At 64.7% G+C, this 26,317-nt stretch carries 18 protein-coding genes; 12 read left to right on the forward strand and 6 right to left on the reverse strand.

Annotated elements, in window-relative coordinates; all coding sequences use genetic code 11:
* Window positions 1-199 precede the first annotated feature (199 nt).
* Window positions 200-1,399, forward strand: a complete 1,200-nt coding sequence (locus J7U37_RS15870; protein ID WP_247636361.1) for an MFS transporter — start codon at window positions 200-202, stop codon at window positions 1,397-1,399.
* Window positions 1,400-1,523: 124 nt separating this feature from the next.
* Here J7U37_RS15870 and J7U37_RS15875 read toward each other — a convergent pair whose 3' ends face one another.
* On the reverse strand, window positions 1,524-1,829 hold the full coding sequence (locus tag J7U37_RS15875) for a hypothetical protein (protein ID WP_056178469.1): 306 nt from the start codon (window positions 1,827-1,829) through the stop codon (window positions 1,524-1,526).
* Window positions 1,830-1,996: 167 nt separating this feature from the next.
* Window positions 1,997-2,320: an ATPase inhibitor subunit zeta gene (locus J7U37_RS15880; RefSeq protein ID WP_056178466.1), complete on the reverse strand. Its 324-nt coding sequence runs from the start codon at window positions 2,318-2,320 to the stop codon at window positions 1,997-1,999.
* Window positions 2,321-2,604: 284 nt separating this feature from the next.
* On the opposite strand from J7U37_RS15880, the gene J7U37_RS15885 reads away from it, so the two are divergent.
* Window positions 2,605-4,050: a phospholipase D-like domain-containing protein gene (locus tag J7U37_RS15885; RefSeq protein WP_247636346.1), complete on the forward strand. Its 1,446-nt coding sequence runs from the start codon at window positions 2,605-2,607 to the stop codon at window positions 4,048-4,050.
* On the opposite strand, the gene J7U37_RS15890 is transcribed toward J7U37_RS15885, so the two are convergent.
* The 3 genes from J7U37_RS15890 to J7U37_RS15900 all read right to left on the reverse strand — a co-directional run bounded on the left by J7U37_RS15890 (window position 3,941) and on the right by J7U37_RS15900 (window position 6,384).
* Window positions 3,941-4,768, reverse strand: coding sequence for an endonuclease/exonuclease/phosphatase family protein (locus tag J7U37_RS15890; protein WP_247636347.1), 828 nt, complete (start codon window positions 4,766-4,768; stop codon window positions 3,941-3,943). The two genes, J7U37_RS15885 and J7U37_RS15890, sit on opposite strands and share 110 nt — an antisense overlap.
* A gap of 68 nt (window positions 4,769-4,836) precedes the next feature.
* Window positions 4,837-5,763: a histone deacetylase family protein gene (locus tag J7U37_RS15895; RefSeq protein ID WP_247636348.1), complete on the reverse strand. Its 927-nt coding sequence runs from the start codon at window positions 5,761-5,763 to the stop codon at window positions 4,837-4,839.
* A 72-nt stretch (window positions 5,764-5,835) separates the two neighbouring features.
* Window positions 5,836-6,384 carry a cupin domain-containing protein gene (locus J7U37_RS15900; protein WP_056178454.1) on the reverse strand — a complete coding sequence of 183 codons (549 nt, stop codon included), beginning with the start codon at window positions 6,382-6,384 and terminating at the stop codon, window positions 5,836-5,838.
* A gap of 178 nt (window positions 6,385-6,562) precedes the next feature.
* Between J7U37_RS15900 and J7U37_RS15905 the strand changes: the two genes are divergently transcribed.
* The 9 genes from J7U37_RS15905 (at window position 6,563) to J7U37_RS15945 (ending at window position 22,536) form a co-directional block, all read left to right on the forward strand.
* Window positions 6,563-7,900, forward strand: coding sequence for an aspartate aminotransferase family protein (locus J7U37_RS15905; RefSeq protein ID WP_247636362.1), 1,338 nt, complete (start codon window positions 6,563-6,565; stop codon window positions 7,898-7,900).
* 33 nt (window positions 7,901-7,933) lie between these two features.
* The gene (locus J7U37_RS15910; protein WP_247636349.1) at window positions 7,934-9,433 is read left to right on the forward strand and encodes a CoA-acylating methylmalonate-semialdehyde dehydrogenase; all 1,500 of its coding nucleotides are present in this window, start codon (window positions 7,934-7,936) and stop codon (window positions 9,431-9,433) included.
* Between the two features lie 673 nt (window positions 9,434-10,106).
* Window positions 10,107-12,392 carry an AAA family ATPase gene (locus J7U37_RS15915; RefSeq protein ID WP_056483423.1) on the forward strand — a complete coding sequence of 762 codons (2,286 nt, stop codon included), beginning with the start codon at window positions 10,107-10,109 and terminating at the stop codon, window positions 12,390-12,392.
* Between the two features lie 221 nt (window positions 12,393-12,613).
* Entirely contained in the window at window positions 12,614-14,932 is a 2,319-nt protein-coding gene (locus J7U37_RS15920) for a glycosyltransferase (RefSeq protein WP_247636350.1), read from the forward strand.
* 219 nt (window positions 14,933-15,151) lie between these two features.
* Window positions 15,152-16,120 carry a polysaccharide pyruvyl transferase family protein gene (locus J7U37_RS15925; RefSeq protein ID WP_247636351.1) on the forward strand — a complete coding sequence of 323 codons (969 nt, stop codon included), beginning with the start codon at window positions 15,152-15,154 and terminating at the stop codon, window positions 16,118-16,120.
* A 213-nt stretch (window positions 16,121-16,333) separates the two neighbouring features.
* Window positions 16,334-17,383, forward strand: a complete 1,050-nt coding sequence (locus tag J7U37_RS15930; protein WP_244476913.1) for a glycosyltransferase family 2 protein — start codon at window positions 16,334-16,336, stop codon at window positions 17,381-17,383.
* A gap of 465 nt (window positions 17,384-17,848) precedes the next feature.
* Window positions 17,849-19,645 (forward strand): type I secretion system permease/ATPase, encoded by a 1,797-nt coding sequence (locus tag J7U37_RS15935; protein WP_247636352.1) that lies wholly within the window; start codon window positions 17,849-17,851, stop codon window positions 19,643-19,645.
* 116 nt (window positions 19,646-19,761) lie between these two features.
* Window positions 19,762-21,027, forward strand: a complete 1,266-nt coding sequence (locus J7U37_RS15940) for an HlyD family type I secretion periplasmic adaptor subunit (RefSeq protein WP_247636353.1) — start codon at window positions 19,762-19,764, stop codon at window positions 21,025-21,027.
* Window positions 21,028-21,207: 180 nt separating this feature from the next.
* Window positions 21,208-22,536, forward strand: coding sequence for a polysaccharide biosynthesis/export family protein (locus tag J7U37_RS15945; protein ID WP_247636354.1), 1,329 nt, complete (start codon window positions 21,208-21,210; stop codon window positions 22,534-22,536).
* Between the two features lie 234 nt (window positions 22,537-22,770).
* Here J7U37_RS15945 and J7U37_RS15950 read toward each other — a convergent pair whose 3' ends face one another.
* Window positions 22,771-23,565: a ParB N-terminal domain-containing protein gene (locus tag J7U37_RS15950; RefSeq protein ID WP_056483414.1), complete on the reverse strand. Its 795-nt coding sequence runs from the start codon at window positions 23,563-23,565 to the stop codon at window positions 22,771-22,773.
* 1,460 nt (window positions 23,566-25,025) lie between these two features.
* Between J7U37_RS15950 and J7U37_RS15955 the strand changes: the two genes are divergently transcribed.
* On the forward strand, window positions 25,026-26,174 hold the full coding sequence (locus tag J7U37_RS15955) for a glycosyl transferase family 1 (protein WP_247636355.1): 1,149 nt from the start codon (window positions 25,026-25,028) through the stop codon (window positions 26,172-26,174).
* Window positions 26,175-26,317: the final 143 nt, after the last annotated feature.

Here is a 26,317-nt window from a genome sequence, read left to right on the forward strand (position 1 = left end):
TTTTGGTGGATTCTCTTCCGGGTATCTGGTCCTAGCACCTGGACATCTCGAGGCTTGCGACGAAATCTGTGGGTATGCTTCCGCTCCGGACGGCCCGTCCGGCCAGCGGCGATGATCTTCGCATCGACGTGGCCAGTTCCACCACGTATGGCGAAGGCCAGTCGAAACCGGGCTCGTCCGCCTTCGCAGGACGAGCGTCATCACACGAAAGACATCGGACCTGACGGCGGAGTTCTCGACCACGCGCTTGATCGTGATCCTGGCCTTCGCGGGCTTCGCCAGCACCTTCGCGGGCCGCTCGATCGAACCGCTCGTCGGCGTGCTGGCGCGAGACCTGCAAAGCGATCCCCATACGGTGGCGCTGCTCTCCACCGCCTTCGCCCTGCCCTACGCGCTGATCCAGCCCATCCTCGGGCCCGTCGGCGACGCCCTGGGCAAGGAGCGGATCATCGCGATCTGTCTCGCCATTCTCACCTTGGCGCTGGCCGGTTGCGCCGTCACCACCAACCTCGACACCCTGTTCGTGCTGCGGATGATCGCGGGAGGCAGTGCCGGGGGTGTCGTCCCGCTCGCCCTGGCGCTGATGGGCGACCGCATCCCGATCGAGCGCCGCCAGGTCGCCATCGGCCGCTTTCTGGTGGCTGTCATCCTCGGGCAGCTCTCAGGCTCGACCTTCGCGGGGCTGATCGAGGGGGTGATCGGCTGGACCGGGGTCTTCGCCATCACCTCCGCGGTGGCGGCCCTGGGCTGCGGCGCGGCCTGGATCGGGTTCGACAGGAGGGACGCCGCGGCGGCCCGGCGTCCCGAATTCCGCACGGCGGTGGCGCGCTACCGCACCATCCTCGGCAATCCGCGCGCCCGCATCCTGTTCGGGGCCGTCTTCATCGAGGCGATCTCGGTGTTCGGGATCTTCCCCCACCTCGCGCCGCTGATCGAAGCGCGCGGCGAGGGCGGCGCCCGCGAGGCCGGACTGGCGCTCGCCGGCTTCGCCGCCGGGGGGCTGCTCTATTCGGTCTCGGTCGGCCTGCTCCTGCGCTTCCTCGGAATGTCGCGAATGCTGATCGGCGGCGGGTTTATTTGCGCGGGGGCTCTCGTCACCCTAGGCCTCGCCGGCACTTGGCAGCTCGACTGCGCCGCCCTGGTGGCCATGGGTCTGGGCTTCTATATGCTCCACAACACCTTCCAGGTGCAGGTGACGGAGGTGGCGCCGACCGCCCGGGCCTCGGCGGTCGCGCTACACGCCTTCTCGTTCTTCTGCGGGCAGGCGTTGGGCGTGGCGATTCTGGGGGGAGCCCTGCAGAGCCTGGGACAAGGGGCGTCCCTCGGTCTCTGCGCCCTGGTGATCGCCATCCTCGGGGTCGTCACGGCCCGGCGCCTGGCGACGACCCCCTCGCGCTAGAGTTTGTCGCGGATCGGTGGAAACCGGTTCTCCCGACCAGACATACGAAAACGAAAGCCTCGGGGGTCTGGCTGGTTCAGAAAGAACCTGACAGACTCTCGGACCCCCTCGCGCGAGCCGGCCCCTACTGGTTGCCGATCGAGGGACCGCCCGAAGTGCCGCCGGTGCCGGGCGGGCCGCTGGTCGGTGTCCCGCCGATGTTGACGCCCGGGGTGCTGCCGGGGACAGAGGTCGGGCTGGGGTTGCCGGGCACCGCCTGAGCCGGGCGGCCGGCCGGACCCGTTGCGTCGGGCACTTCGCCGGGCGCCATCGAGGGCGGCCTCACGCCCGTATTGCCGGCGCCACCGGTGGGCGCCAGCGTCTGGGCGAAAGCGGGTCCGCACAGGCACACGCCCCATGCCGCCGCGTGTACCAGGGTCCGGAAATGCATGGGTTCGTCCGTTTCGGTTGACGTCGGTGACGCAACCGCCGAAACACCCGGAAGTTCATGGGTCTGGACGTTGGTGGCCACGCGTTCCCGGATGGGCGCTCCTGTCTCCGGACCTCCGCGCCACCAGCCCCCTCACGTACCGACGCCTGTCCGGGCCGGAACGCGGTTCAATCCGGGCGAGGCGCCTGGGCTCCGGGTCCGGGTGGCCTGCACAACTGCTGGGCCAGGATTCCGATTTCGGCGGAGACGCCGTTCGCCCTCAGGTCGGCCTGGACCCGCTCCACGAGGGCCTGGCTGCGTGCCCCTTGGATAACCGAGGCCATCAGCTCGTCCGCGTAGGCGTCCGAGCTGAGCCGGTCGACGCCGAGCAGTTCGGCGGCATAGGCCGCCAGCGACTTCACGCCCTGACAATGCGCCAGGAACCGCGCCTCCTCGGAGCGGACGAACCGCATCTCGGCCGCACGCTCGCGCTCCTCGAACAAGCGAGACATCCCCGCCACCCTCCCTGAATATTGGCCAAGTTTTACGCCAAATCCTCTTCGCCTCCATTTACGAGATCGAAGACCAGTTTACCTTCACAAAGATCAAGCAACGGCGCGATCTGGAGCACCCGCAGGGCTTTCCTGGCTTCGACCGGACGCAAGCCGGCGCGACCGGGCCGAGCGCTCTGGATGTTTCGTCATGCTCCCGCGCACTCGGACTTCCGCGCACCGGGAATTGGCGCAGCGGTCGACCTTGGCGTATCTCCCCGCTGGATCGAGGATCGGGAGCGGCGTTGGAACAGGCATTGCTCTCATGGATCGGCGCCCTGGCGTCGATTCCCACCGAGGTCGTCTGGCTTGCGGGCGCCACCCTGTCGGGCCTGATCAGCATCCACATCCTCCTGCGCAAGCGCGAGGTCGGCGCGGCCATCGGCTGGATCGGACTGGTGTGGCTGGCGCCCCTGTTCGGCAGCGCGCTCTACGCCCTGTTCGGCGTCAACCGGGTCACGCGCCGGGCGCAGAAGCTGCGCATCAAGCCGTCGCGGCCCAACCCGGCTGACCGCGCGGAGGAGCCCGAAGGGCCGCCCCTCCCCGAGCGTTTCCGCCCCCTCGACCGGGCGGTCCAGCGCATCACCGCCCTCTCCCTCCAGGCCGGCAACCGCATCGAGACCCTGCGCAACGGCGATCAGGTCTATCCGGCAATGCTGGCGGCGATCGGCGAGGCGCAGCACTCGGTGGCGCTCTCGAGCTACATCTTCCGCAAGGATGAGATCGGGCGCGCCTTCCTGTCGGCGCTGGAGGACGCCCATCACCGGGGCGTCGCGGTGCGGGTCCTGGTGGATGGAATCGGCAGCGGCTACTTCTTCGCCGCCATCTATGGCGGGTTGCGACGGCGCGGCGTGCCGGTTGGCCGCTTCATGCATTCCGTGCTGCCCTGGCGGATGCCGTTTCTCAACCTGCGCACCCACAAGAAGCTGCTGATCGTCGACGGAGCGCTCGCCTTCACGGGCGGGATCAACATCGCCGACGAGAATCGCGTGACAACGAACCCGCCCGAGCCGGTGCGCGACGTCCATTTCCGCATCGAGGGGCCAGTCGTGGCGCAACTCACGGCGGCTTTCGCCAGCGACTGGGCCTTCGTGATGGACGAGGACTTGGAGGGGCCGCTCTGGTTTCCGCCCCTCGGCCCCTGCGGCGAGACCCAGGCCCGGGTCGTCACCTCGGGGCCGGACGCGGACCTGCGCAAGATCGAACTGGTGGTGCTTGAGGCGATCACCTGCGCCCGAACCAGCATCCGCCTCATGACGCCCTATTTCCTGCCGAGCGAGGTGCTGGTCAGTGCGCTCTCCCTCGCGGCCCTGCGCGGCCTCGCCGTGGACGTGATCATCCCGATGGACAGCGACCACGCCGTCGTCGACTGGGCGACGCGGGCCCATGTCGATCCGCTCCTGCGCAGCGACGTCCGGATCTGGCTCGACGATCCGCCGTTCGACCACGCCAAGCTCCTGGTGATCGACGACGCCTGGTGCTTCATCGGCAGCGCCAACTGGGACACCCGCAGCTTCCGCCTGAACTTCGAGCTGAACGTCGAGGCCTACGATCCGGGATTGGCCCGGCACCTCGATGCCTTCATGCGAGAAAAGATGAGCGTTCGGCTGACGCTCGAGGACCTGTCCCGCCGCGACCTCCCCGTCCGGCTGCGCGACGCAGGTGTCCGATTATTGCTGCCATACCTGTAGGCTTGTCGGCCTCCGCGGGGTCCCGCAGGACGGACCCCTGGGTCGGCGCCAGGTGGACGATGATCGGCCGGTGATCCGATTCCCCGCGCGGCAGCACGCTGCGGCCGTGGCAGGTCAGCCCGCGCACGAGGCAGCGGTCGAGCCGCAGGGGCACGACCCGCGCCATGGCGTGCGTCGGCAGGCGCGGACCGACGTCGCGGAAGCCCGGCAGCAGGGTCGGCCCGACGAGGTTGTAGTCGCCGATGACGGCGGCCCGTTCCGGCAGACTCTGCTCGATGCAGCGCAACTGCCGGCGGTTCAGCACCTGCCCGTGCGAGAGATGGACGTTGGCGACGCCGAAGGCGCCGAGATCGATGACCTGACTGACCCGGTCGAACATCGCCCCGGCGGGCAGCGCGATGGCCTTCGGGGCCGTGACGAACGGCGTCGGACTCCAGACCGCGAGGCCATGGATGCGCCCGGGCATCTGGGCCCAGGCATAATGGCCGCCGACTTTGGCCCGCAGACCCTCGATCTCCTTCGTGGCCTCCTGCATCAGCACGAGGTCGGGCTGCTCGCGCTCGATCAGCGCGGCGATGCCGGCGACGTTGGCGCCGACCCGCCGCAACAGGTTCCAGCTGACGATCTTGCGCAGGCCCGGCCTGTCCTGGCTCGGGCGCCCATGGGAGGTCTGGAGGGCACGGGCCGTCAGGCGGGCCAGGCGACGATCATTCAGCATTGTCACATAGGTGGGTCAGGCGCCCGCCTCGGAAAGCCCGAGCCGGCGCGTCGTCGGAACCAGCCCCGTCACGACTCCATGAGGACCGCCACGTGCGCGGCGGTGGATTCGGCGAGGCCGCGCAGGTCATAGCCGCCCTCCAGCAGGGAGACGATGCGCCCATTGCAGGCCTGTTCCGCAATCGTCATCACCGCACGGGTCGCCCAGGCAAAATCTTCCGCTTCCAGCATCAGGTTGGCGAGAGGGTCGCGCCAATGGGCATCGAAACCGGCCGAGATGATGATGAGGTCGGGCCAGAAATCCGTCAGGCGGGGCAGGATGCGCGCCGTGAACGCCTCGCGGAACCGCTCGCCGTCCGCTCCCGGCTTGAGGGGGGCGTTGACGATGGTGTCGTGGTCGCCGGATTCGGAGACCGCGCCGGTGCCGGGATAGAGCGGCATCTGGTGGGTGGAGCAGAACAGCACGGCGGGATCGGCCCAGAAGATGTCCTGGGTCCCGTTGCCGTGGTGCACATCCCAGTCGACGATGGCCACCCGCTCCACCCCGTAGGTGACCTTGGCATGACGGGCCGCGATCGCCGCGTTGTTGAACAGGCAGAACCCCATGGCGCGGGTGCGCTCGGCATGGTGGCCCGGCGGGCGCATGGCCGAGAAGGCGTTGCGGGCCTGGCCCGTCATCACCGCGTCAACGCCCTGGACCGCGGCACCGACCCCGCGCAGCACGCAGTCGATGGTGCCGGGCGACAGCACGGTATCGGAATCGACATGGACCAGTCCCTCGGCGGGGGCGGCCGCCACCATGGCCCGGACCCATTCCTCGGGATGGGCCAGCGCAACGGTCTCCAGGCTCGCGGGCTCCGGCGCCCGGCGGTCGAGGGCCGCGAAAGCCTCCGTCCCGAGCGCGTCCTGGACCGCCTGCATGCGCTCCGGCCGCTCGGGATGCCCATGCGGGGTCCGGTGCCCGAAGGCGGCCTCGTGGCTGAAGAGAAGGGTCATGCGGCGCTCCGAAGCCTGCGTCTACTCGTGGTATACCAGATCGTTCGGTGACGGCCAGAGGCGCATTCCACCTCAGAACGTCGGCGGCGTGCAGGCGCTCACGACCTCGCAGGCGACGGGACCGACGCAGCGGAAGCGATGGGGACGGCGGCTGTCGAACGAATAGGCGTCGCCCGGTCCGAGGATGCGACGCTCCGAATCGACCGTCACCTCCAGGCGGCCGGACAGGATGATGCCGCCCTCCTCGCCGTCATGGACCAGGGGCACGCGGCCGGTATCTGCGCCCGGCTCGTAGCGCTCCCTCAGCAATTGCAGGCTGCGACCGAACAGGTTGTCGCCGACCTGCCGGTAGGAGATCGGCGCCCGGCCGATCTCGGTGAGTTCGTCGGCGCGGTAGAACGCCTTGCGCGAGCGCTCCGGCTCCACCGCGAAGAACTCCGACAAGCCGATGGGAATGCCGTCGAGAATGCGCTTGAGGGCCCCCACGGAGGGGTTCACACCGTTCGATTCGATCAACGAGATCGTGGAATTCGGGACACCGGTGCGCTTGGCGAGCGCACGCTGCGACAGGCCGTGGGCGGTGCGGACGAAGCGCAGGCGCGCGCCGAGATCGATGCTCATCGGAACCCGTGAGTCGGCCCCAGGGCGGAACGCCCGTTAGGGATGTTCAGGATTCACCGACATTGCCCGCAGAGCCCCCGTCTTATCAAGCACTTCGTCTCGCGCAGAAAAGGACTTGTCCGGCCGCGACAATCAGCGCTTCTTCGGACGCAGCGACATCTCTGGGTTGAAGATCTTCATGGACCACCACCCGACAGCCAATGCTCCTGGGCTCGATGCCTACTGGATGCCCTTCACGGCAAACCGGCAGTTCAAGGCCGCGCCCCGCATGCTCGCCTCGGCCAAGGGCATGCACTACACCGCCACCGATGGACGCAGCGTCCTCGACGGCACCGCAGGCCTCTGGTGCGTCAATGCCGGGCATGGGCGGCAGGGCATCGCCTCGGCGGTGGAGCGCCAGCTCACCACCCTCGATTTCGCGCCTTCCTTCCAGATGGGGCATCCGGCGGCCTTCGACTTCGCCGAACGGCTCGCCGCCATCGCGCCGGGCGGCCCGGAAGCCGGGCTCGACCGCGTGTTCTTCACGGGCTCCGGCTCCGAATCGGTCGACACCGCCCTGAAGATCGCGCTGGCCTATCAGCGCGCCATCGGCCAGGGCACGCGCACCAAGCTGATCGGGCGCGAGCGCGGCTATCATGGCGTCGGCTTCGGCGGCATCTCGGTGGGCGGTCTCGTCAACAACCGTCGCGTGTTTCCGCTGCTGCCGGGCGTCGACCACCTGCGACACACCCACGACCCCGAGCGCAACGCCTTCTCGAAGGGCCTGCCCGCACACGGCGCAGACCTCGCCGACGATCTCGAACGCCTCGTGGCGCTCCACGGCGCCGAGACCATCGCGGCCTGCATCGTCGAGCCGGTGGCCGGCTCCACCGGCGTCCTCCTGCCGCCGACGGACTATCTGGAGCGCCTGCGCGCGATCTGCGACCGGCACGGCATCCTGCTGATCTTCGACGAGGTCATCACCGGTTTCGGCCGCCTCGGCACGCCCTTCGCGACGGATTACTTCGGCGTGATCCCCGACCTCGTCACCACCGCGAAGGGGCTGACCAACGGCACCCTGCCGATGGGAGCGGTCTTCTGCGCGCGGCGGGTCCACGATGCGCTGATGCACGGCCCGGAGGCGGTGATCGAGCTGTTCCACGGCTACACCTATTCCGGTCACCCGGTCGCCTGCGCCGCCGGTCTCGCGACCCTCGACATCTACGCGCAGGAGGGCCTGCTCACCCGCGGCGCCGATCTTGCCGACGATTGGTCCAGCGCCATGCACGACCTGCGGGGCGCCGGCCACGTCGTCGACATCCGCACGATCGGCCTCGTCGCCGGCATCGAGCTGTCGCCCCGGCCCGGAGCCCCCGGGGCGCGAGCCTACGACGTCTTCGTCGACTGCTTCGAGCGCGGCCTCCTCGTCCGGGTCACCGGCGACATCGTCGCCCTGTCGCCGCCGCTGATCGTGGAGCGCGACCAGATCGACACCATGGCGTCGATTCTCGGCGACGCCATCGCCCGCGCGGCCTGAACTTTTCCGAAGCGCTTTCTGTCAGGACTTACGATGACCACCACGATCTCCCACTTCATCGGCGGCCGCACCGTCGCCGGCACCGGCACGCGCTCCGCCCCGGTCTTCAATCCCGCCACCGGCGAGGAGACCGGCCGTGTCGCGCTGGCCAGCACCGCGGACGTGAACACGGCCGTGGCCGCCGCCAAGGCGGTCGCCCGCACCTGGGCATCGACCACGCCCCTGCGCCGCGCACGCATCCTCAATGCCTTCCTGCGCATCGCCGAGGACCGGATCGACGAACTCGCAGCCCTGATCACCGCCGAGCACGGCAAGGTGCTGTCGGACGCCAAGGGCGAGATCCAGCGCGGCCTCGAGGTGGTGGAGTTCGCCACCGGCATCCCCCAGCTCCTCAAGGGTGAGGTCACCGAGAACGTCGGCACCCGCGTCGACAGCCATTCGCTGCGTCAGCCGCTCGGCGTGGTCGCCGGCATCACGCCGTTCAACTTCCCCGTCATGGTGCCGATGTGGATGTTTCCGGTGGCGCTGGCCTGCGGCAACTGCTTCATCCTGAAGCCCTCCGAGCGCGACCCCTCGCCCGCGCTGCTGGTGGCGGCCTGGCTCAAGGAGGCGGGCCTGCCCCACGGCGTCTTCAGCGTGGTGCACGGTGACAAGGAAGCGGTGGACGCCCTCCTGCACCACCCCGACATCGCAGCCGTCAGCTTCGTCGGCTCGACCCCGATCGCCCGGTACATCTACGCGACGGCGACGGCCAACGGAAAGCGCGCCCAGTGCCTGGGCGGGGCCAAGAACCACATGATCGTCATGCCCGACGCCGACCTCGACCAGGCGGTGGACGCACTGATGGGCGCCGCCTACGGCTCGGCCGGCGAGCGCTGCATGGCGATCTCGGTGGCGGTGCCCGTCGGCGAGAAGACCGCCGACGCGCTGGTGGCGAAGCTGATCCCCAAGGTGCGGGCGCTGAAGGTCGGGCCGGGCACCGATCCGGATTCGGAAATGGGTCCTCTGGTGACACGGGTCCATCGCGACAAGGTCAGCGGCTACATCGATGCGGGTGTGGCGGAGGGCGCCGAACTCCTCGTCGACGGGCGCGGCCTGAGCCTGCAGGGCTACGAGGGCGGCTATTTTCTCGGCGGAACGCTGTTCGACCGGGTCACCCCGGACATGTCGATCTACAAGGAGGAGATCTTCGGCCCCGTCCTGGCGATCACCCGGGTGCCGGACTACGCCACGGCGGCGAAGCTCATCAACGAGCACGAGTTCGGCAACGGGACGGCAATCTTCACCCGCGACGGGGATGCGGCCCGCGAGTTCGCCCACGGGATCGAGGTCGGCATGGTCGGCATCAACGTGCCGATCCCGGTACCGATGGCGTTCCACTCCTTCGGCGGCTGGAAGGCGTCGCTGTTCGGCGACCACCACATGCACGGGCCGGAGGGGGTGCGCTTCTACACTCGCCTGAAGACCATCACGACCCGCTGGCCCACCGGCATCCGCGCCGGTGCCGACTTCGTCATGCCGACGATGTCCTGAGCGGACCATCGAGCGCCCGCACTCTGTTTGACGACTCCGGCGCGCCGGGGTCGTCGAGGAACGCGGGTGCGATCTCGTCGCCGAGACACAGCGCTGGCGAAGTCACGCAAAGAGTGATGATGGACCGGATTCGGCGCCCGTCCGCAAGTGTGCAGTAAAAATTCACATAGCGGACGTGGCAATCCAAGGTTCAGTCCGATGTGTCGGCTGCTTCAACAGCGGCGGCACGCTTCGAATCTTCGGGATATTAATCTTAACGTTGATTTTCATACCGGCAGGCACAACCTGACATACGTTGGACCACCGTCTCTGAACTAAGAAATCAGTCAACAAAGGTCGACCCGTGCGACTGAAAGCACGAAGTTTTTAAATTCAGGCTGACGGACACCCAGTCATCGCCCCCGGATCTAACCATCAGCACCAATGCTCGATAGTATTACAAGATAACAAAAACTCAGACTTATTTTATTGATGCATACGCGCCTGCTCGGTCTTCCGAAATTTTGACCAGTCTTTACTGTTCTGGCGCCTCGCAGATCGGCTCCGGTCGCCCGGACTCACGCGAGTTCGCGTGCAGTGCGGCATGTTGCTCGCGACCGGAAATCCGTTTATTGAACGCTACGATCCGTCTTATATTCATCCAGATCCGAACGGATTGCGACAGGCCAGCATAATGCTTCATGTGAAGGGTAGTTCTGCATCCTACCTTGATGCCGATCAGGATGCTGGGAACGAAGCCTTCTCGTGGCTTCCGTCGGCGTTCGCCTTCCTCAGACGATCGCGGGTCATCGTTGCCGTTTCAGCATCCTTTCTGCTGGCCCTGGCCATCCTGTATCTTTTCATCGCAACGCCGAAATACGATGCGACCGCGGATATCCTGATCGATCTGCGCCAGGCCGAGCTATTCCGGCAGCAGAACACCGCCACCGATGCGCAGGTGCTCAATGCCATCGTCGAGAGTCAGACCGAGATTTTGAGGTCGAACACCGCTGCCCTCGGCGCGATTCGACAGCTCGGCCCGTCGGTCGACAAGGAGCTGAACGAGAAAGGCCTGCTTCAATCGCTGTTGGGCCCGGTGATGGGGCTGATGGGCAGCGGCCCTCCCCTCACCCAGGAGCAGCTTGAGCTTGCCGCGGCCGAGAAGCTCATGACGCTGTACTCGGTGCGGCGCGTCGGCATCACCAACATCATCGAGGTCTCGGTCCGTACGCCGAACGCAGCGCGCTCCGCTCGCTACGCCAACGCCATCGCCGATGCGTTCATCGCCGACCAGCTCGAAGCGAAGTACGAGACGACCCGTCGTGGACGCGGATGGCTCGAGGGCCGTCTGGCGGAGCTGCGCGACCAGGCGACGGCCGCCGACCGGGCCGTCCAAGACTACAAAGCCAAGATGAACATCGTCGACACCGACAAGGGGCTGATGAGCGAACGGCAGGTCGGCGACCTGAACGGAAGCTTGATCGTGGCCCAGGCCAAGACTGCGGAAGCCAAGGCTCGCCTCGACCGCATCACGGACATCGTCGACAAGAACATCACCGATGGATCGATGACCGATCTCACGCAGAATCAGGTCATTGTTCGTCTGCGTCAGCAATATTTCGATACCGCGAGGCGCGAAGCCGACATCTCGGCCAAGTACGGCACCAACCACGTCGCAGCCGTGAACGCCCGCGCCGAGATGGCGGAACTCCAGCGCTCCCTCCGCAGCGAATTCAACCGCCTCGCGGAAGCCTACAGGAGCGACTACGAGGTTGCGCTCTCGGGTGAGGCGGCCATCAAGAAGCGGCTCGACGGCTTGGTGGCCGATGCGGGAACCAGCAATCGCTCCCGGGTCGAGTTGCGGTCGCTGGAAAGCTCCTCGCAGACCTACCGGTCCCTCTACGAGAACTTCCTGCAGAAATACACGCAGGCGGTTCAGGATCAGTCCTTCCCGATTTCCGAAGCCCGCGTGGTCTCCCCGGCCAGGCCTCCCCTGCGGAAGTCATGGCCGAAGGGTCTCGTCATCATCGGTCTGGCCCTCGTCGGTGGCGTCGGCCTCGGGTTGATGATCGCCCTGTTCCGAGAGCTCGTTCGAAGCAGCCTGCGGACGCCGTCGGCCGTGGAACAGGTGACGGGCCTGGCTTGCGTGGCGATGATCCCGCGCGTCGAGACCTTCAAGACCCTCAAGGATATCGTGCCGAGAGCCTTGGCCGCGCTGGGCTTGCGGCCTCCCCTGGTCTCGAGATCCATGCTGGTCGACGCCGTGATCAATCCGAGATCCGGAACGGCGGCGGCCATGCAGGAGGTCAAGATGCTGCTTGATCGCCCGTCGAGCCGCGCCGGGAATGGCGGTCGGGTGATCGGGATGATCTCGGCGATTTCCGGCGAGGGCAAGACGATGGTCGCATCGAACCTCGCCCATTATCTCGCCCATTCCGGAAAGCGCGTTCTCCTTCTCGATTACGACCTTCGCTCGCCGTCGATGTCACAGGCCCTCGCCCCGGAGGCGGAGACCGGACTTCTCGAGTCGATCAACACAGGACGGCTGCAAGGCCTGGTGACGCTGCAGGCCCGCGGCACTAAGCTGCACATGCTGCCGACGGTCGCCGACCCTCAGCTCGATCATGCGTCGGAGATCCTGCGGTCTCCCAACAATGTCGCCCTGCTGAACGCTCTGAGATCATCCTACGATTTCATCATCGTCGACTATCCTCCGGCCCTCGACTTCCCGGATGTCCGTGCGACCGACGAGCTCATCGACGAATACCTGATGGTGGTCGGATACGATCGCCCGAGCCGACGTGACCTCGCGGAATGCATTCTGCGCGACCGGTTCGACACGACGCGGGTGCTGGGGATCGTCTTCAACCGGACCGATCCGAATCGGCATACCAAGCAGCGCTCGCGGATTGGACGGTACATGCCGTGGAACTCCGAGGGTGGCTCGCGCTACGTCGGCAATACGACGGCATCGTCCTGATCGCCGTTCCCGTCCCGGGCATCGTCAGTTTTCGACGCCCGGGCACGGCCCATGAGCCAGCCACAGACCGCGGCAGCGTTGGCCAGAGTTCGATGGCCGAGAATCGATCTTCGCATCGCGAAACGGTTCGGTCGCACACACATCCGATGACCTCGCGGACTCCCGCCACGGCGACGTCGCCGCTGGCCGGTGCGCCGCGGCATGACCCGACAGGCTGATCGATGGACGCTCCCTCGAAAGCGGCGCGAACGAGCCGGACGATTGCGGCGCCCGATCCAGGTGGGACCCGCGAGGCCACCGGCGCCCCCCGCATTTCCGTGATCATGGCCAATTATTGCGGTCGGGATCATCTGGCGGACGCGATCGAGAGCGTTCTCGCGCAGACCCTGACCGATTTCGAGCTGATCGTGGTGGACGACCGGTCTCCCGACGACAGCGTCAGCGTCATTCAGCGTTACGCCGAACGTGACCCACGCGTTCGCCTGATCGCACTCCAGGAAAACCTCGGCCCTGCAGGCGCGCGGAATCGCGGGTTCGACGTCGCCACGGGGGACTGGATCGCCATCGTGGACAACGATGACCTGATCCACCCGTCTAGGCTGGCATTCCTGCTCGATGCAGCGCTCGCCGACCAGGCCGATATCGTCGCCGATGATCTGCTGATCTTCAACGACCGAAGCCCCGGCATCACCACGATGCTGCCGGAGGCAGCCGATGCGCCGTTCTGGGTCGATGCGGCGGGCTTCATCCGATCCAACGTAATCTATGCCCCACGGCCCTCGCTCGGCTTTTGCAAGCCGATGATCCGGCGGCAGGCCCTCGGCGCCCTGCGCTACGACGAGACGCTCCGGATCGGTGAGGATGCAGACCTCCTGCTGCGCCTCGTCGTCGCCGGACGCACCTTCCGGATCTACCCCGAACTCCTGTATTTCTACCGCAAGCACAGCGCCTCGATCTCCCACAGGTTCAGCGAGGATGATTCCCGCCGCCTGATCGACGTCGAGCAACGCTTGATGCGCGAGCATGCCAAGCTCGGTGCCGATGTCGTTGCAGCGCACCGGGAGCGGCTCGCATCCCTGGAGCGTGCCGCGGCATTCGCGATGCTGGTCGCCGGCCTGAAGGCGCGATCGCCGGCGGCCGTCCTCGGGGCCGTGCGCGCCGCGCCGGCGGCCTTGTGGCTGCTTCGACTGCCGCTGAAGGCCGCCCTGAAGCGGCGCCTCGGAGCCTGGAAGCGCCCCCCTGCCCTTCAGACCGAGCAGCCCGGAATCCTGGTGCTGAGCCGCCAGCGCATTGCGGGTGCCACCAACGGAAGTTCGGCCTACCTCATCAGCATCGCGCGTTTTCTGCGCCAGCGCGGCTACCGGGTCAGCTACCTCTCGCCCTCTCCGACCACGTTCGGCCGGTGGCCGTTTCTTCGAGTGGTCGACGAAACACGATCGGCGTTCGACGCCTTTGTGGTCCGCGGGAGCGTTCGCGTCGGAAGCTATCTTCTGGTCCGGGATCCCAAGGTCTGGCTGCGGGCCTGCCTGTCGGTGGCCGAGGATCTTCTTCTGCGAGTGGGGATCGTGGCGCGCCGGCGGATCGCGAGCGCGCCGTACGCGGTGAGCCAGCCCCTGACCCGGCAGGATTGCCTGTTCCTGGCGCGACAGGGACGCCAGGGCAACGATGCCATGTTGCTCGACTATGCCTTCCTGGCATCGGCGCGGCCCTATGTGCTGCGGCCGGACGCCCGCTCGCTCATCGTCATGCACGACCTGTTCTCGAGCCGTGTCGCACGCTTCGACAAGGCCAGCGCCCAGGATTCCGTGGCACTTCTCGATGCCGACCAGGAATACGCCCTGCTCGCCCAGTCCGACGGCGTCGTGGCGATCCAGAGCGCCGAAGCGGAGGCCGTTCGGGCGCAGTTGCCCGACCAACCCGTCATTCTCGCGCCCATGGCGGTGTCCGTCGTGGCCGAACCGGCACCGGGGCAGGACGGAACCCTCCTGTTCGTCGGCAGCAACACAGCACCCAACGTCATCGGGATGCAGTGGTTCCTGGCGTCGGTCTGGCCCACGATCCGCGCGCGGCATCCGACCGCCACCCTGCAGATCGCGGGCTCGGTCGCCCGGAGCCTGTCCAGCCTCCCAGAGGGAGCGACGTGCCTCGGCGTCGTCCCGGACCTCGCCCCTCTGTATCGTGAGGCCGGCGTCGTCATCTCGCCGCTAACGGTCGGGTCCGGACTGAAGATCAAGTTGATCGAGGCCATGGGCTTCGGCAAGGCGATTGTCGCGACATCGACGACAGTGGAAGGTGTCGAAACTCTCGTCGAGGGCGCCGTGGTGGTGGCCGACGAGGCGGCGACCTTCGCGGTGGCGGTGTGCGATCTCCTCACGGCGACGGCGCGTCGGACCCATCTCGCCCGGGAAGCCCTTGCCGTGGCCCGATCCTCCTTCGCAGCGGAAGCGTGTTACGGCCCCCTGCTTCCTGCCTTGTTCCCGAATCGGGAGACGACGCGACCGGGGCTCAGCGCAGAGACCACAGGTGGCTTGACGGGATGACAGACGCCGGACAGGGATTGATCAGCGCTTGCATCGAGGCTGACTGAACCGTTTGACGCCCTCGACGGAACGGCAAGATCCATCCGTTGCCACCTAAGTAATAATCTTCTGTTTCCGAATCCAATCCGACGAACCGACACGACTTGGAGAGTGGATTTGGATGAATAGACAATGCAAGGCGTTCACGGACGCGCTTATCAGCAAATTTAGGAACCTACCTTGAAACTACGATACTATCATACCAAGGTTCCCAACTTCGGCGATGATCTGAATGCCAAGCTGTGGCCGCATTTTGCCCCCGATCTATTCGACGACAGCACGAAAGAAGCGTTTGTCGGCATCGGTACGATCATCGGCTTCCCCTGCGCGCCGCAAACCAAGCTGAACGTCTTCTCCAGCGGAGCCGGGAACGATCCGCTGAGCCGCTGGTCCGGCCTCGACGTCACCTACTGGTGCGTGCGCGGGCCCTTGTCCGCCCGGCATCTCGGTCTCGCCCCGGATATCGCCATTTCGGATGGGGCGGTCATCACTCCCCTGGCCGAAGGTTTTCCGCGCAAGCGCGTGAGCGAGCGCGGCGTGCTGATAATCCCGCATTGGGAAAGCCTGAATGATCCGAGCTGGAACGAGATCGCGCGCCTGACCGGATTCGAACTCCTAGACCCGCGCGGCTCACCCGAATCCGTCATCGGTCGCATCGCCGAAGCGCGCTGCGTTCTCACGGAGTCCCTGCACGGTGCCATCCTGGCTGATACCTACGGTGTCGAATGGGCCGCGTTTGCGACAACGGGCAACTTCCAGATTTCCAAATGGCTCGACTGGGCCATGTCCTGTGGCCACAAACTCTCGGTCACGATCGTCCCGCCTCCCACCGCTCAGGGGATCCTCAAGTACGGCCGACCGGGAGCGCCGTTCGGCGACACGATCGGCATCACCGAGGGTGCCGCGATGGAGGAGATGCGGCGACGAACTTCGGAACCCAAACCGCCGCGTCTTCAGGATCGCGCGAAGGGATGGATCAAGCAGACCGGTGTCATGAGCCGTTTTCTGAACATGTCGCCGGAGCGGACGGCGCAAGCTCTGATTGACCTCTCGTCGCGCCTGACAGCGCCCAGTCGTGAATCGACCGTGAAGACGCTTCAGGAACGAATGCTCGATCGCCTCGAGCAGTTGCGGCGCTCCGCGCGCTAACGTTTTCAGGGCTCTTAGACACGTGAACTCGATGCTGCGGACCGTCTCCATCCCTTACCCGGCGGGTGGTCCGTGCGTGACATAGGCTCGACCGGCAACCGGCTCAATCTCGCGATGCCGATGTCGTCGAGGTTGCGTTCATCCGCCCGCTCCAATGCACAGCGTCGGCCGTCAAGGTTAATTTGATACATCGCCGCAGAATTACATAAAACATTGACGCACCAATTAATATTTCGTAAAAATTACACGTTCGAAGGCTGGAGCAGTGAAATGTCATCACCGGATGATGGAGTTATTGTCGTCGTTCCAGTGTTGAACGAGGAAAAGCACCTCAAGACCTGTATCGACGCGCTCCTGCGCCAGGATTGCAAGGCCATCACCGCCATCGTGATCGCGGATGGCGGCAGCACGGACGCGACGCGCCAGATCGCACGCGATCTCTGCAGCGCTCATGCGGTTGTTAGATTGGTGGAGAATCCCAAGCGCATCCAATCCGCCGCGGTCAATTTGGTCGCTGCCTCATCGATGCCGGGTGCAATCCTGGTGCGAGCGGATGCGCATGCCGATTACCCGAACGACTTCGTCTCGCTCTGCGTCGAGGCCCTGCGCGACCATGAGGCCGAAACCGTGGTCGTTCCCATGCGTACGGTGGGCCTTCAGCCTTTCCAGCGGGCTGTGGCGGCGGCCCAGAACAGCCTGCTGGGGAATGGCGGTTCGGCCCATCGGCGCAACACCGAATCCCGATTTGTCGATCACGGGCACCATGCGGCCTTCCGCAGGTCCTTCTTCCTGCGCATCGGCGGCTACGACGAAACCTTCACCCACAACGAAGATGCGGAATTCGATGTGCGGGCGGTCGCGGCGGGCGGCCGGATCTGGCTCTGCGCCGAGGCGATGATCACCTACTATCCGCGCGGACGCCTCGACAGCCTCTCGAAGCAATACTTCAATTACGGCCGGGGCAGAGCGCGAAACATGATCGCACACCGCAGCCGGCCCAAGCTCAGGCAATTGGCGCCGCTGCTGATCAGCGGCTCCGCACTTGCCAGCCTGATCGCGATCCCGGTCATTCCAGAAGCCGCCCTGGTGCCGATCGCCTATGCCTGCCTCTACTCCGGATGGTCAGTCTTCGCGTCGGTTCGCACGCGCGATCCAGCCGTTCTCGGCATGGGGGTCGCCGCAGCCGCCATGCATGTGAGCTGGTCGGTGGGATTCGTCAAAATGGCAATCGAAGCCGGGCTTCGGCGCAGCGCCTCGGCGTAACGACGCTGAGGCGCCAGCCCCGATTCGATCGATCGCCCAATCGATAGACGGCAAAGGCAACCAATTTTTTCGAAGCGGGCGAGACCAGCGGAGGCCGCCGCGCGCCCGTCGAGGGCTTCGCTCACTCGGTCCATCGATGTTGTTCGAGACGTGTCTGCTCCGATGCCGGGCGACGGGTTTACCGTCTTAAGAACAAACTCCGATCGACTTTGGCTGTCAGTTGAGCCGAAACGCAACATCAGTTATCGATCCTGCTTTGCCGTTTTCAGGATTCAGAAGCGACATCGTTTTTCAGACACGTTCCTATGCCCTTGAAGAAATCGGGTCCTTAATCGGATTCGCAAGTAGAGAACACCCACTCTTGAGTGACCCGCGGAGGGTGCGCTTAATCTTTTCGTGAGCTACATTTCCAGGTTCGCAGCTCGGCTCCGTTCGTCGGTACAAGTTCCAAGTGAGGTCAGGGTTGTGCATAAGACGTCGGATACCCCCGAGATAACGGCAGCCATCAGCAAATGCCGCTTGGCATTTCTGTTCGTGGCGATTACCAGCGGCCTCATCAATATTCTATACTTGACCGCATCGTTCTTCATGCTCGAAGTCTACGATCGCGTCATTCCCAGCCGATCGATTCCGACGCTGGTCGGTCTCGGTCTCCTGGCCCTCGTCCTGTATGCCTTCCAGGGTTTGTTCGAGATGCTCCGGACGCGAATCCTCGGTCGAATCTCCGGGGCGGTCGATGAAGCGATCGCCCACCGGGTTTTCGACGTGGTTGCGCGTGCGCCTCTGCGGGGCCCGTCCGACCATGACGGGTCGCTGCCCATGCGCGACTTCGATCAGGTCCGATCCTTCCTGGCGGGACCGGGTCCAAGCGCGTTCTTCGATCTGCCCTGGATGCCGGTCTATATCGTCATCTGCTCCCTGTTCCATCCGCTGATCGGCGTCGCTGCCATCGTCGGTCTGGTGATCCTCTTCCTGCTGACACTCTTGAGCGACTGGACCACGAGCCGGAAGATCAAGTCGAGCGTGCATTACGGATCGCGACGCTACCTCCTGGCGGAAGCCGGACGGCGGAACGCGGAGGTTCTGGCCGCCATGGGCATGCGGCGCCGGTTCGGCGCACGTTGGGCTCACGTCAATCGCGAATACATGGATATTCAGCAAAACGTTTCGGACCTCGGCGGAGGCGTCGCCTCTCTCACCAAGGTGTTCCGCATGAGTCTCCAATCCGGCGTCCTCGCCCTGGGCGCGTTCCTGGTGATCAACAACCAGGCGACCGGCGGCGTCATCATCGCGAGTTCGATCCTGGTCGCACGGGCCCTCGCGCCGGCCGAGATGGTCATCGGAAACTGGAAAAGCTTCATCCAGGCGCGCCAATCCTGGAAGCGCCTCTCGGATGCGCTGGCCCTCAATGCCCCCGAGAAAAACCTGCAGGTTCTGCCGGCCCCCACCCAGACCATCGCCTTCGAGAACGTAAGCATCTCGCCGCCCGGCTCGCGCCGCGTCGTCGTCAAGGGCGCGACGTTCTCCCTTGAGGCCGGACAGGGCTTGGGGATCATCGGACCGTCGGCCTCCGGAAAGTCGTCGCTGGTGCGCGCACTGGTCGGAATCTGGCCCTGCGCGAGCGGGTCGGTCCGCATCGATGGCGCATCGCTCGATCAATGGACGTCGAACGAGCTCGGACCGCATGTGGGCTTCCTGCCGCAGGAGGTCGAACTGTTCGCCGGCACCATCGCGGAGAACATCGCGCGGTTCGAACCGGACGCGACGTCCGAGAGCATCATCGCCGCCGCACAGGCGGCCGGAGTCCACGCCCTGATCCTGCGCCTGTCCGAAGGCTACGAGACGGCGATCGGAGATGGCGGCATCGGCCTCTCGGCCGGGCAGCGCCAGCGCGTCGGACTGGCCCGCGCGCTCTATCGCGATCCCTTCATGGTCGTTCTCGACGAACCGAACGCGAACCTCGACCATGAGGGCGAAAACGCCCTGACGTCGGCGATCATGAGTGTTCGCGAACGGGGCGGCATCTGCGTCGTCGTCGCGCATCGGCCCAGCGCCCTGGCGGCGCTCGATACGGTGATGCTGATCTCCGAAGGTCAGATCCAGGCGTTCGGTCCCAAGGATGATGTCCTGAAGCGGATTCTGAAGCCCACGTCGCAGTCCGATGCATCCGAGGCGGAATCCGATCGGAATCGACCACGGCCCACGGGGCAGTTGCGGGCCGATGGCGTGCCCGGCGCCCTGACCCTGCAGGAGAGTGCGTGATGTCCTCGACGAGCGTTCCCTCCCTGAGACCGGGCACCGGTATCGCCCGCTTCGCGCCTCCGCGCTCGCCGGTTCAGCTTCCGCCGGCCCGAGCCCACGGATCGCTGAACCGCCACATGATCCTCCTGGCGCTGAGCTGGGCGGTCCTGGTATTCGGCGTCGCCGGCTGGGCGGTCCTCACGAACATCTCCGCCGCTGTCATCGCGCCCGGCCAGCTCGTGGTCGAATCCGATGTGAAGAAGGTCCAGCATCCGACCGGGGGCGTGATCGGCCAGCTGCTCGTGCGCGAGGGCTCGAAGGTCAAGGCCGGCGACATCCTCATCCGTCTGGACGAGACGCAGACCCGCTCCAATCTGGAGATCATCCTGAAGGCGTTGGATGAACTGGATGCCCGCCGTGCACGGGACGAAGCCGAACGCGACGGCGTCCGGGCCGTCGTCTTTCCACCGGACCTGATGGAGCGTGCGGCGACCGATCCATCGGTGGCGCGCCTGATCGACGGTGAGGAACGCCTGTTCAGCACGCGGCTCTCCGGGCGTGAGGGGCAGAAAGCCCAGTTCCGCGAGCGCATCGATCAGCTTCGCCAGGAAGTGAAGGGCCTCACCAAGCAGACCTTTGCCAAGGACCGTGAGATCAGCCTGATCACCCAGGAACTCAAAGGTGTGAATGAGCTCTTCGCGAAGAACCTCGTGCCGTATGCCCGCGTGACCTCGCTCGAGCGCGATGCCGCCCGTCTCGAGGGCGAGCGCGGCCAGCTCTCCGCCTCCATCGCCTCGGCGCAGGGCAAGATGACCGAGATCGAGCTCCAGATCTTTCAGGTCGATCAGGATCTACGCACGGAGGTCAGCAAGGACCTGTCCGAGATCCGCGGCAAATGGTCGGAACTGAGCGAGAAGAAGGTGGCCGCGCTGGATATGCTGAAGCGGATCGATATGCGCGCGCCCCAGGACGGAACGGTCCATGAGCTGACGGTGCACACCATCGGCGGCCTCGTGGTTGCGACCGAACCCGCGATGCTGATCGTTCCGGAAGCGGACCAATTGGTTGTCGATGTGAAGATCCAACCCCAGGACATCGACAATGTGCGCCTGGAGCAGAAGGCCCTCCTCCGATTTCCGGCTTTCAACACGCGCACGACGCCCGAAATCAACGGCGAGGTCTCACGCGTCGCTGCGGATGTGACGCACGACGCCAAGACCGGTGTGAGCTACTACTCGGCGCGTATCCGAATCCCGGAGGATCAGAAGGCGCGTCTGAACAATCTGCGCCTCGTTCCGGGCATGCCCGTCGAAACGTTCATGCAGATCGGCGAGCGCACAGTCCTCTCCTACTTGACCAAACCGCTGACCGACCAGATCGCCAAAACCTGGCGGGAACGGTAGACCTGACGGGAACGCTAGACATGGCGAAAGCGATAGATAAGGCATGAGGGTCAGGCGCCTCAGCCGTGCCGCCCATGCGACACGGCACCTTGAGATCGCGAGACAATGACGGTGCGTAGGTTTTTCTTGAGGCACGCCGCACCGCCAGCCAGGCTCCGGTGCGGCAGGGATGCAGATGGTATGACGGTCTTCGAGCGGTGGACAGTAAGGTTGAACGGACAGCAGACATACGCCACGGCAGCGTCGAAGCGTCCCGCTCATCCGGTGCGGTCCCTTGCGCTGGCGGTCCTTGCTGCGGTCACCGGCTTCACATCACCCGTGAGCGCAGCCGAATACAGGCTCCAGCCGGGTGACACCCTGGAACTGTCGGTGGCCGGCATTCCCGAACTCCGCCAGCGCCTCCCCGTCACGATCGACGGTGATATCTCGGTTCCCCTGGCCGGCGACATCAAGGCCCAAGGCAAGACGGTCGCGGAGGTCAGGGATCTGGTGCGGGAGGCCCTGCCACGCCAATCGCTGAACATGCGAACCTCGGGGAACGGTGAACAGCAGACGGTTGTGGCACCGGGCGAGATTTCGCTGGTCATCGCGGATTATCGACCGATCTACGTAACGGGCGATGTCAGCAAGCCCGGTGAGCAGCGCTACACGCCTGGCTTGAGCGTGCGTCAGGCCGTGTCGCTCGCGGGCGGCTACGACCTGCAGCGCTTCCGGATGGACAGCCCGATCCTGGCGACGGCTGACCTTCGCGGCGAGTACGAGAACCTGTGGATCGACCTCGCCCAGGGGCAAGCAACGATCGCCCGGCTGCGGACGGAACTCGACGGAAAGCAGCAATTGGACGAGACCGGCCTGGAGAAGCTGCCCATTCCGGCCTCGACCCAGGAAAAAATCCTCCAGAACGAGCAGGGCCTGCTGAAGTCGCGGCTCGATGATTATTCCAAGGAAACCGCACACCTCAAGAATGCGCAACGCATCACCGAAGAGCGTTTGACGGCTATTCAGGATCAGTATCGCAAGGATACCGAGGCGGCGAAACTCGACGTCGATGAGATCGAGCGTATCGCCGATCTCAACAAACGCGGCGTGGTTCCGTTGACTCGCGCAGTCGAAACGCGGCGCCTGAGTCTCACGACAGCCACGCGGGCGCTTCAGACGGGCGTCGAAACCGAGCGTGCGAAGCGGGATCTGCTGGAAGCCCAACGCAGTGTCGCGCGGCTCTCCGACCAGCGCCGGGCCGACCTGATGCGCGACATTCAGGATGCAACCGTCAAGCTCGCCCAGACCCGCAGCAAGCTCTCCGCGGTCGGCGAGAAACTGCTCTACACCGGCGTCGTCCGATCACAGATGGTGCGTGGGACCGGCGGAAAGCCTCAGGTAATCATTCACCGTCGGGGCGGTTCCGGTGTCGAGATCCTTCAGGCGGACGAAGATGCGTCGCTTCAGCCCGGGGATACGGTCGAGATTGCGCTGAAACTCGAGTACGAGTTCAAGCCATCCGCCAAATAACGCTGCCCCCCTCTCGACCGTCTCGCCGTTTCCACAACTGACGTGGCTCGGTGCGCAGTGCTCGACGATCGGGCTCATCGATGAGACGGTGTGACCAGCTCTTCCACGAGTTCCTATAGGGCTTTGCGCATGATGACAGCGCGGGCCTTGCTCGATCAGGAGTACAGGGACGGGCGCGTTATTCCGGTTTGGATCGGCCTGTGAGCGCGCCTGCTGGGCCGATACGGCTCGGTGCTAATGGGTATTTGCCAGTTGAAGATGCCGGCCCGACCCGGCCTGGCTCAGCAGCCGCGCGAAGTTCTTGCGAATCTCCTCGGCGAGGGAACTGGTCGGGCCCTTCTCACGGTCCTTCGTGCGCTCGGAAACCTCAGTCGAGATTCGCTCCAGATCGATCTCGTTTGCGGCCGCGAGCACGCGCTCTTCGTAGCCCACGAGATCCGAGAAACTCGAGACGGCTTCGCAGAGGGCCTTGATCAGGCGAGCCGACAGCATGCCGGGCTTATTGTTGTTCGTCTGCGTCACGCACCGGAGGGCAATGACCAGATCGTTACGCTGATGCCGACGCAAGCAGGCGCGCAACGCACCCACGGCCATCGTCTGCCCGGGAACCTGACGGTCGGTTGCAATTGGATAGCGCAACAGGTTCACGTCGGCCTCGGAGCAGACATCGGTGATTTCGATCGCCCAGGTTTCGCGGGCCGTCAACGCGGCCGCATACAGAGCCATCGGCGTGATCGGCGTGATCACGCCATTGATCGCCTTGAAGGCGGCCGCTTGCTCTTCGTGAGCCGCGATCACGACCTGACAGGGAACTCTGTCGAATCCGCAGAGTGCTGCCGCCGTCGTGCGGTGCTGCCCGTCGATAATGGCAAACTGGCCGCCCTCTACGGGCGACACCACGACCGGCGCAAAAAAGGTCCAGCGGAAATCCCGAGCAATCCGGGCAACGTTGATTCGCCCACGGCCGACGATGGGGCGCTGATAGGACATATCAACGACGAGATCTTCGATCTTGAGCCATTGCAGCATCGGCGCTGGACCCGGCGCCGGAGCCTGTGGCGGCTCGAACCCATCGACCGAAATTTGGCGCACAACGTCACCCACTGTTCCCTAACCAATCCACGGGATATACATAAAATTTAGAACCATCAAGAATACGAACCTGTTACCCACTGAGCGGCCTGGTAAACTACTTAGTACCGCCTTGCCCTGCATTGAATCGCCATGCAGGCAGTTTTGGTTGTCCGGCAATCAGACGACAGGTGTCCGGGTCTTTTTCTAATGATTCTGAGCAAAGATCAATCCGTCCGCCTCATCATAATGATATCTACAAATTATCGGCTACAGAGTCAGCAATCAATCCAGCTTTACTATTTGTAAGTATCTTATTACATACTTGTAAATACAATAATCAATACATAACAGAAAATTTTGTACGTCTAGGACCTGCCCCTGCTTCGCCGTTGGTCAAACGCACTTGTTTCGAGGAAATCCACACATCGATTGGAAGCTGACGTTTGAAACTGGCGTGTCGCCGCCAAGATCCCAGACCGTGAAGCACCGTGCGGAAGAGGCTGAGCGGTCAGCTTGTCGGGAGATATGGTTGACAGTCCCCCTCGAAGGTCCAGAAAGCTGGATGAACCAGCAGACTCGGAACCGCGCATGTGGGAATCCAAAGAATCTCTGCAGCGAGACGATCGGCCTCACTCACGAGAGAGTGTCGGCGAAGGGGACGGGCCTCTGCTGGTCTCCCGATCTCGCTCGTCAATTGGTTGAAAGGCGCGCCATCGCAGCACAGGCGGCCCTTCGGATACGATCGACGTCCGATGCTGGAGGGATGCTTCGCAGTGCCGATCCGCGATGACATCGATCCGCGGCGATTGGCGGAGGCCTCATCCATCTTCCGCGTATGATCTTTTCTCGACGAGAACGAAATAGCAACAGAGTGAAATTCCGCGGCTGTCCGCATTTAGAAATCCGCAACGCTCTCCGCCGCTCGGCCTCAAGTCCGACAGAACGTCGGCACCGGTGGCAGCGACACCACCATGGGTGGAGAGATAGCAATCTGATGGCTTGGCGATGCTCTTCTTGGTCAGGCACCCGGGCGACCAGCCGAGTCTGCGGAACCCTCGCAACCGCGCAGCGGAGCCTTCATCTAAAGATTCGGTTGCCACTGACAAAGCTTCCTCGGTGAGCCATCGCGGAACACGTTCACCATTCTGCCAGCAAGAATGGTGGGCTCCGAGCAGGTGGAGTTCCAGCGCTCGCACAGGCTGAATGGGGTGAGGGGATTCTACACCTTTCCTGGCTTACTCAGGGTTGCGGAGCGGTCTGCGTGGAGCAAAGCGGCGCGTAGGTTCCCCTTACGTCGTGAGACATCCCTGTCGACAGCTCAGACGAATGCGAGGAAAACACCCGTCCGAACCTGGCACCGTGGCGGCTCTCGTCACCAGGTCTCCTGCGGCGCATCGATTGCGGAAGGCGCGACATTGAAGATCGCATATTTCGTCCACGATCTAACGGATCCGGCTGTTAAACGGCGCGTCAGCATGTTCAAGGCTGGCGGAGCGGAGGTTCTGCTCACCGGCTTTCGTCGCGGGGCAGTCCCGACATCCGTGGACGGCATCGTGCCTTACGATCTGGGCCAGACCGCCGATGCCCGTTTCGTCGCACGCCTGAGCGCAACGATGCGTCACGCGCTCCTGGGACGCCGGCTCCGGCACCGTATTGCCGGCGCGGACGTCATCGTTGCGCGAAATCTGGAGATGCTGGCCATCGCTCAAAGTGTCCGAGGCCGCCGAACCGCGGTGCCCCTGGTCTATGAATGCCTGGACATCCACCGCCTCATGCTTTCCCCGGGTCCGGCAGGCGTTGCATTGCGCACAATCGAAGGGGCGCTTTCCCGGAACGCCAGTCTGCTGATGACCAGCTCACCGGCCTTCGTCACAAACTACTTCGAGCCGCGCTCAAGTGTGAACCTGCCGGTTGTTCTCGTGGAGAACAAAGTGTTCTTGGGTCAGGCAGACGTGCCTGATCCGCCGCCCGGGACCAGAGCCGATACCGGCTCATGGAAAATCGGCTGGTTTGGCGCGATCCGATGCGCGAAAAGCTTTGCGATCCTCTCGGCGGTCACCCGGCGACTTGAGGGCCGCCTGAGCGTGATCATAAGGGGTCGGCCGGCCAACTCCGAGTTCTCGAACTTCGATGCCATGGTCGCTGCGGAGCCCTTCATCTCGTTCGAGGGTCCGTATCGCAATCCAGACGACCTGATGGCGATCTACCAAGAGGTCGACTTTGCGTGGGTGATCGACTTCTTCGAGGAAGGCCTGAACTCGGAATGGCTCCTGCCGAACCGCCTCTACGAGAGTGGCTGGGCCGGAACGATTCCGATCGTGCGGGACGCGACCGCCACCGGACAATGGCTCGCGCGGCAAGGCGCAGGCGTTCGCCTTCCGAATGACCTCGTCGAGAGCCTCGTTGGATTTTTTCGGGAACTCGCGCCCGCTCAGATCGATCGGCTCACGACCGAACTCGCTCAGATCGATCCGAGCAACTGGATCTGCACCCAGGCGGAGTGTCGTGATCTGGTCGGACGCCTGATCACGCGAGATCTGCACGGCTCGCGCCCCACGACTTAAGTCGAACGTCGCGGGAGGAAGGCCGTGCGCCGGCTCCTCCCTGAGCGGTGAGAGGACGAGCAACGCGAGCGTTTTCAGCCGCGTCCGGCATTCAGGGGCGCGGAACGTGCTCTGCCAGCACTCCCGATGCAGTACCCTCGTGA

Source organism: Methylobacterium sp. 37f, assembly GCF_023093475.1.
In the GTDB taxonomy this organism is placed as follows: Bacteria; Pseudomonadota; Alphaproteobacteria; order Rhizobiales; family Beijerinckiaceae; genus Methylobacterium.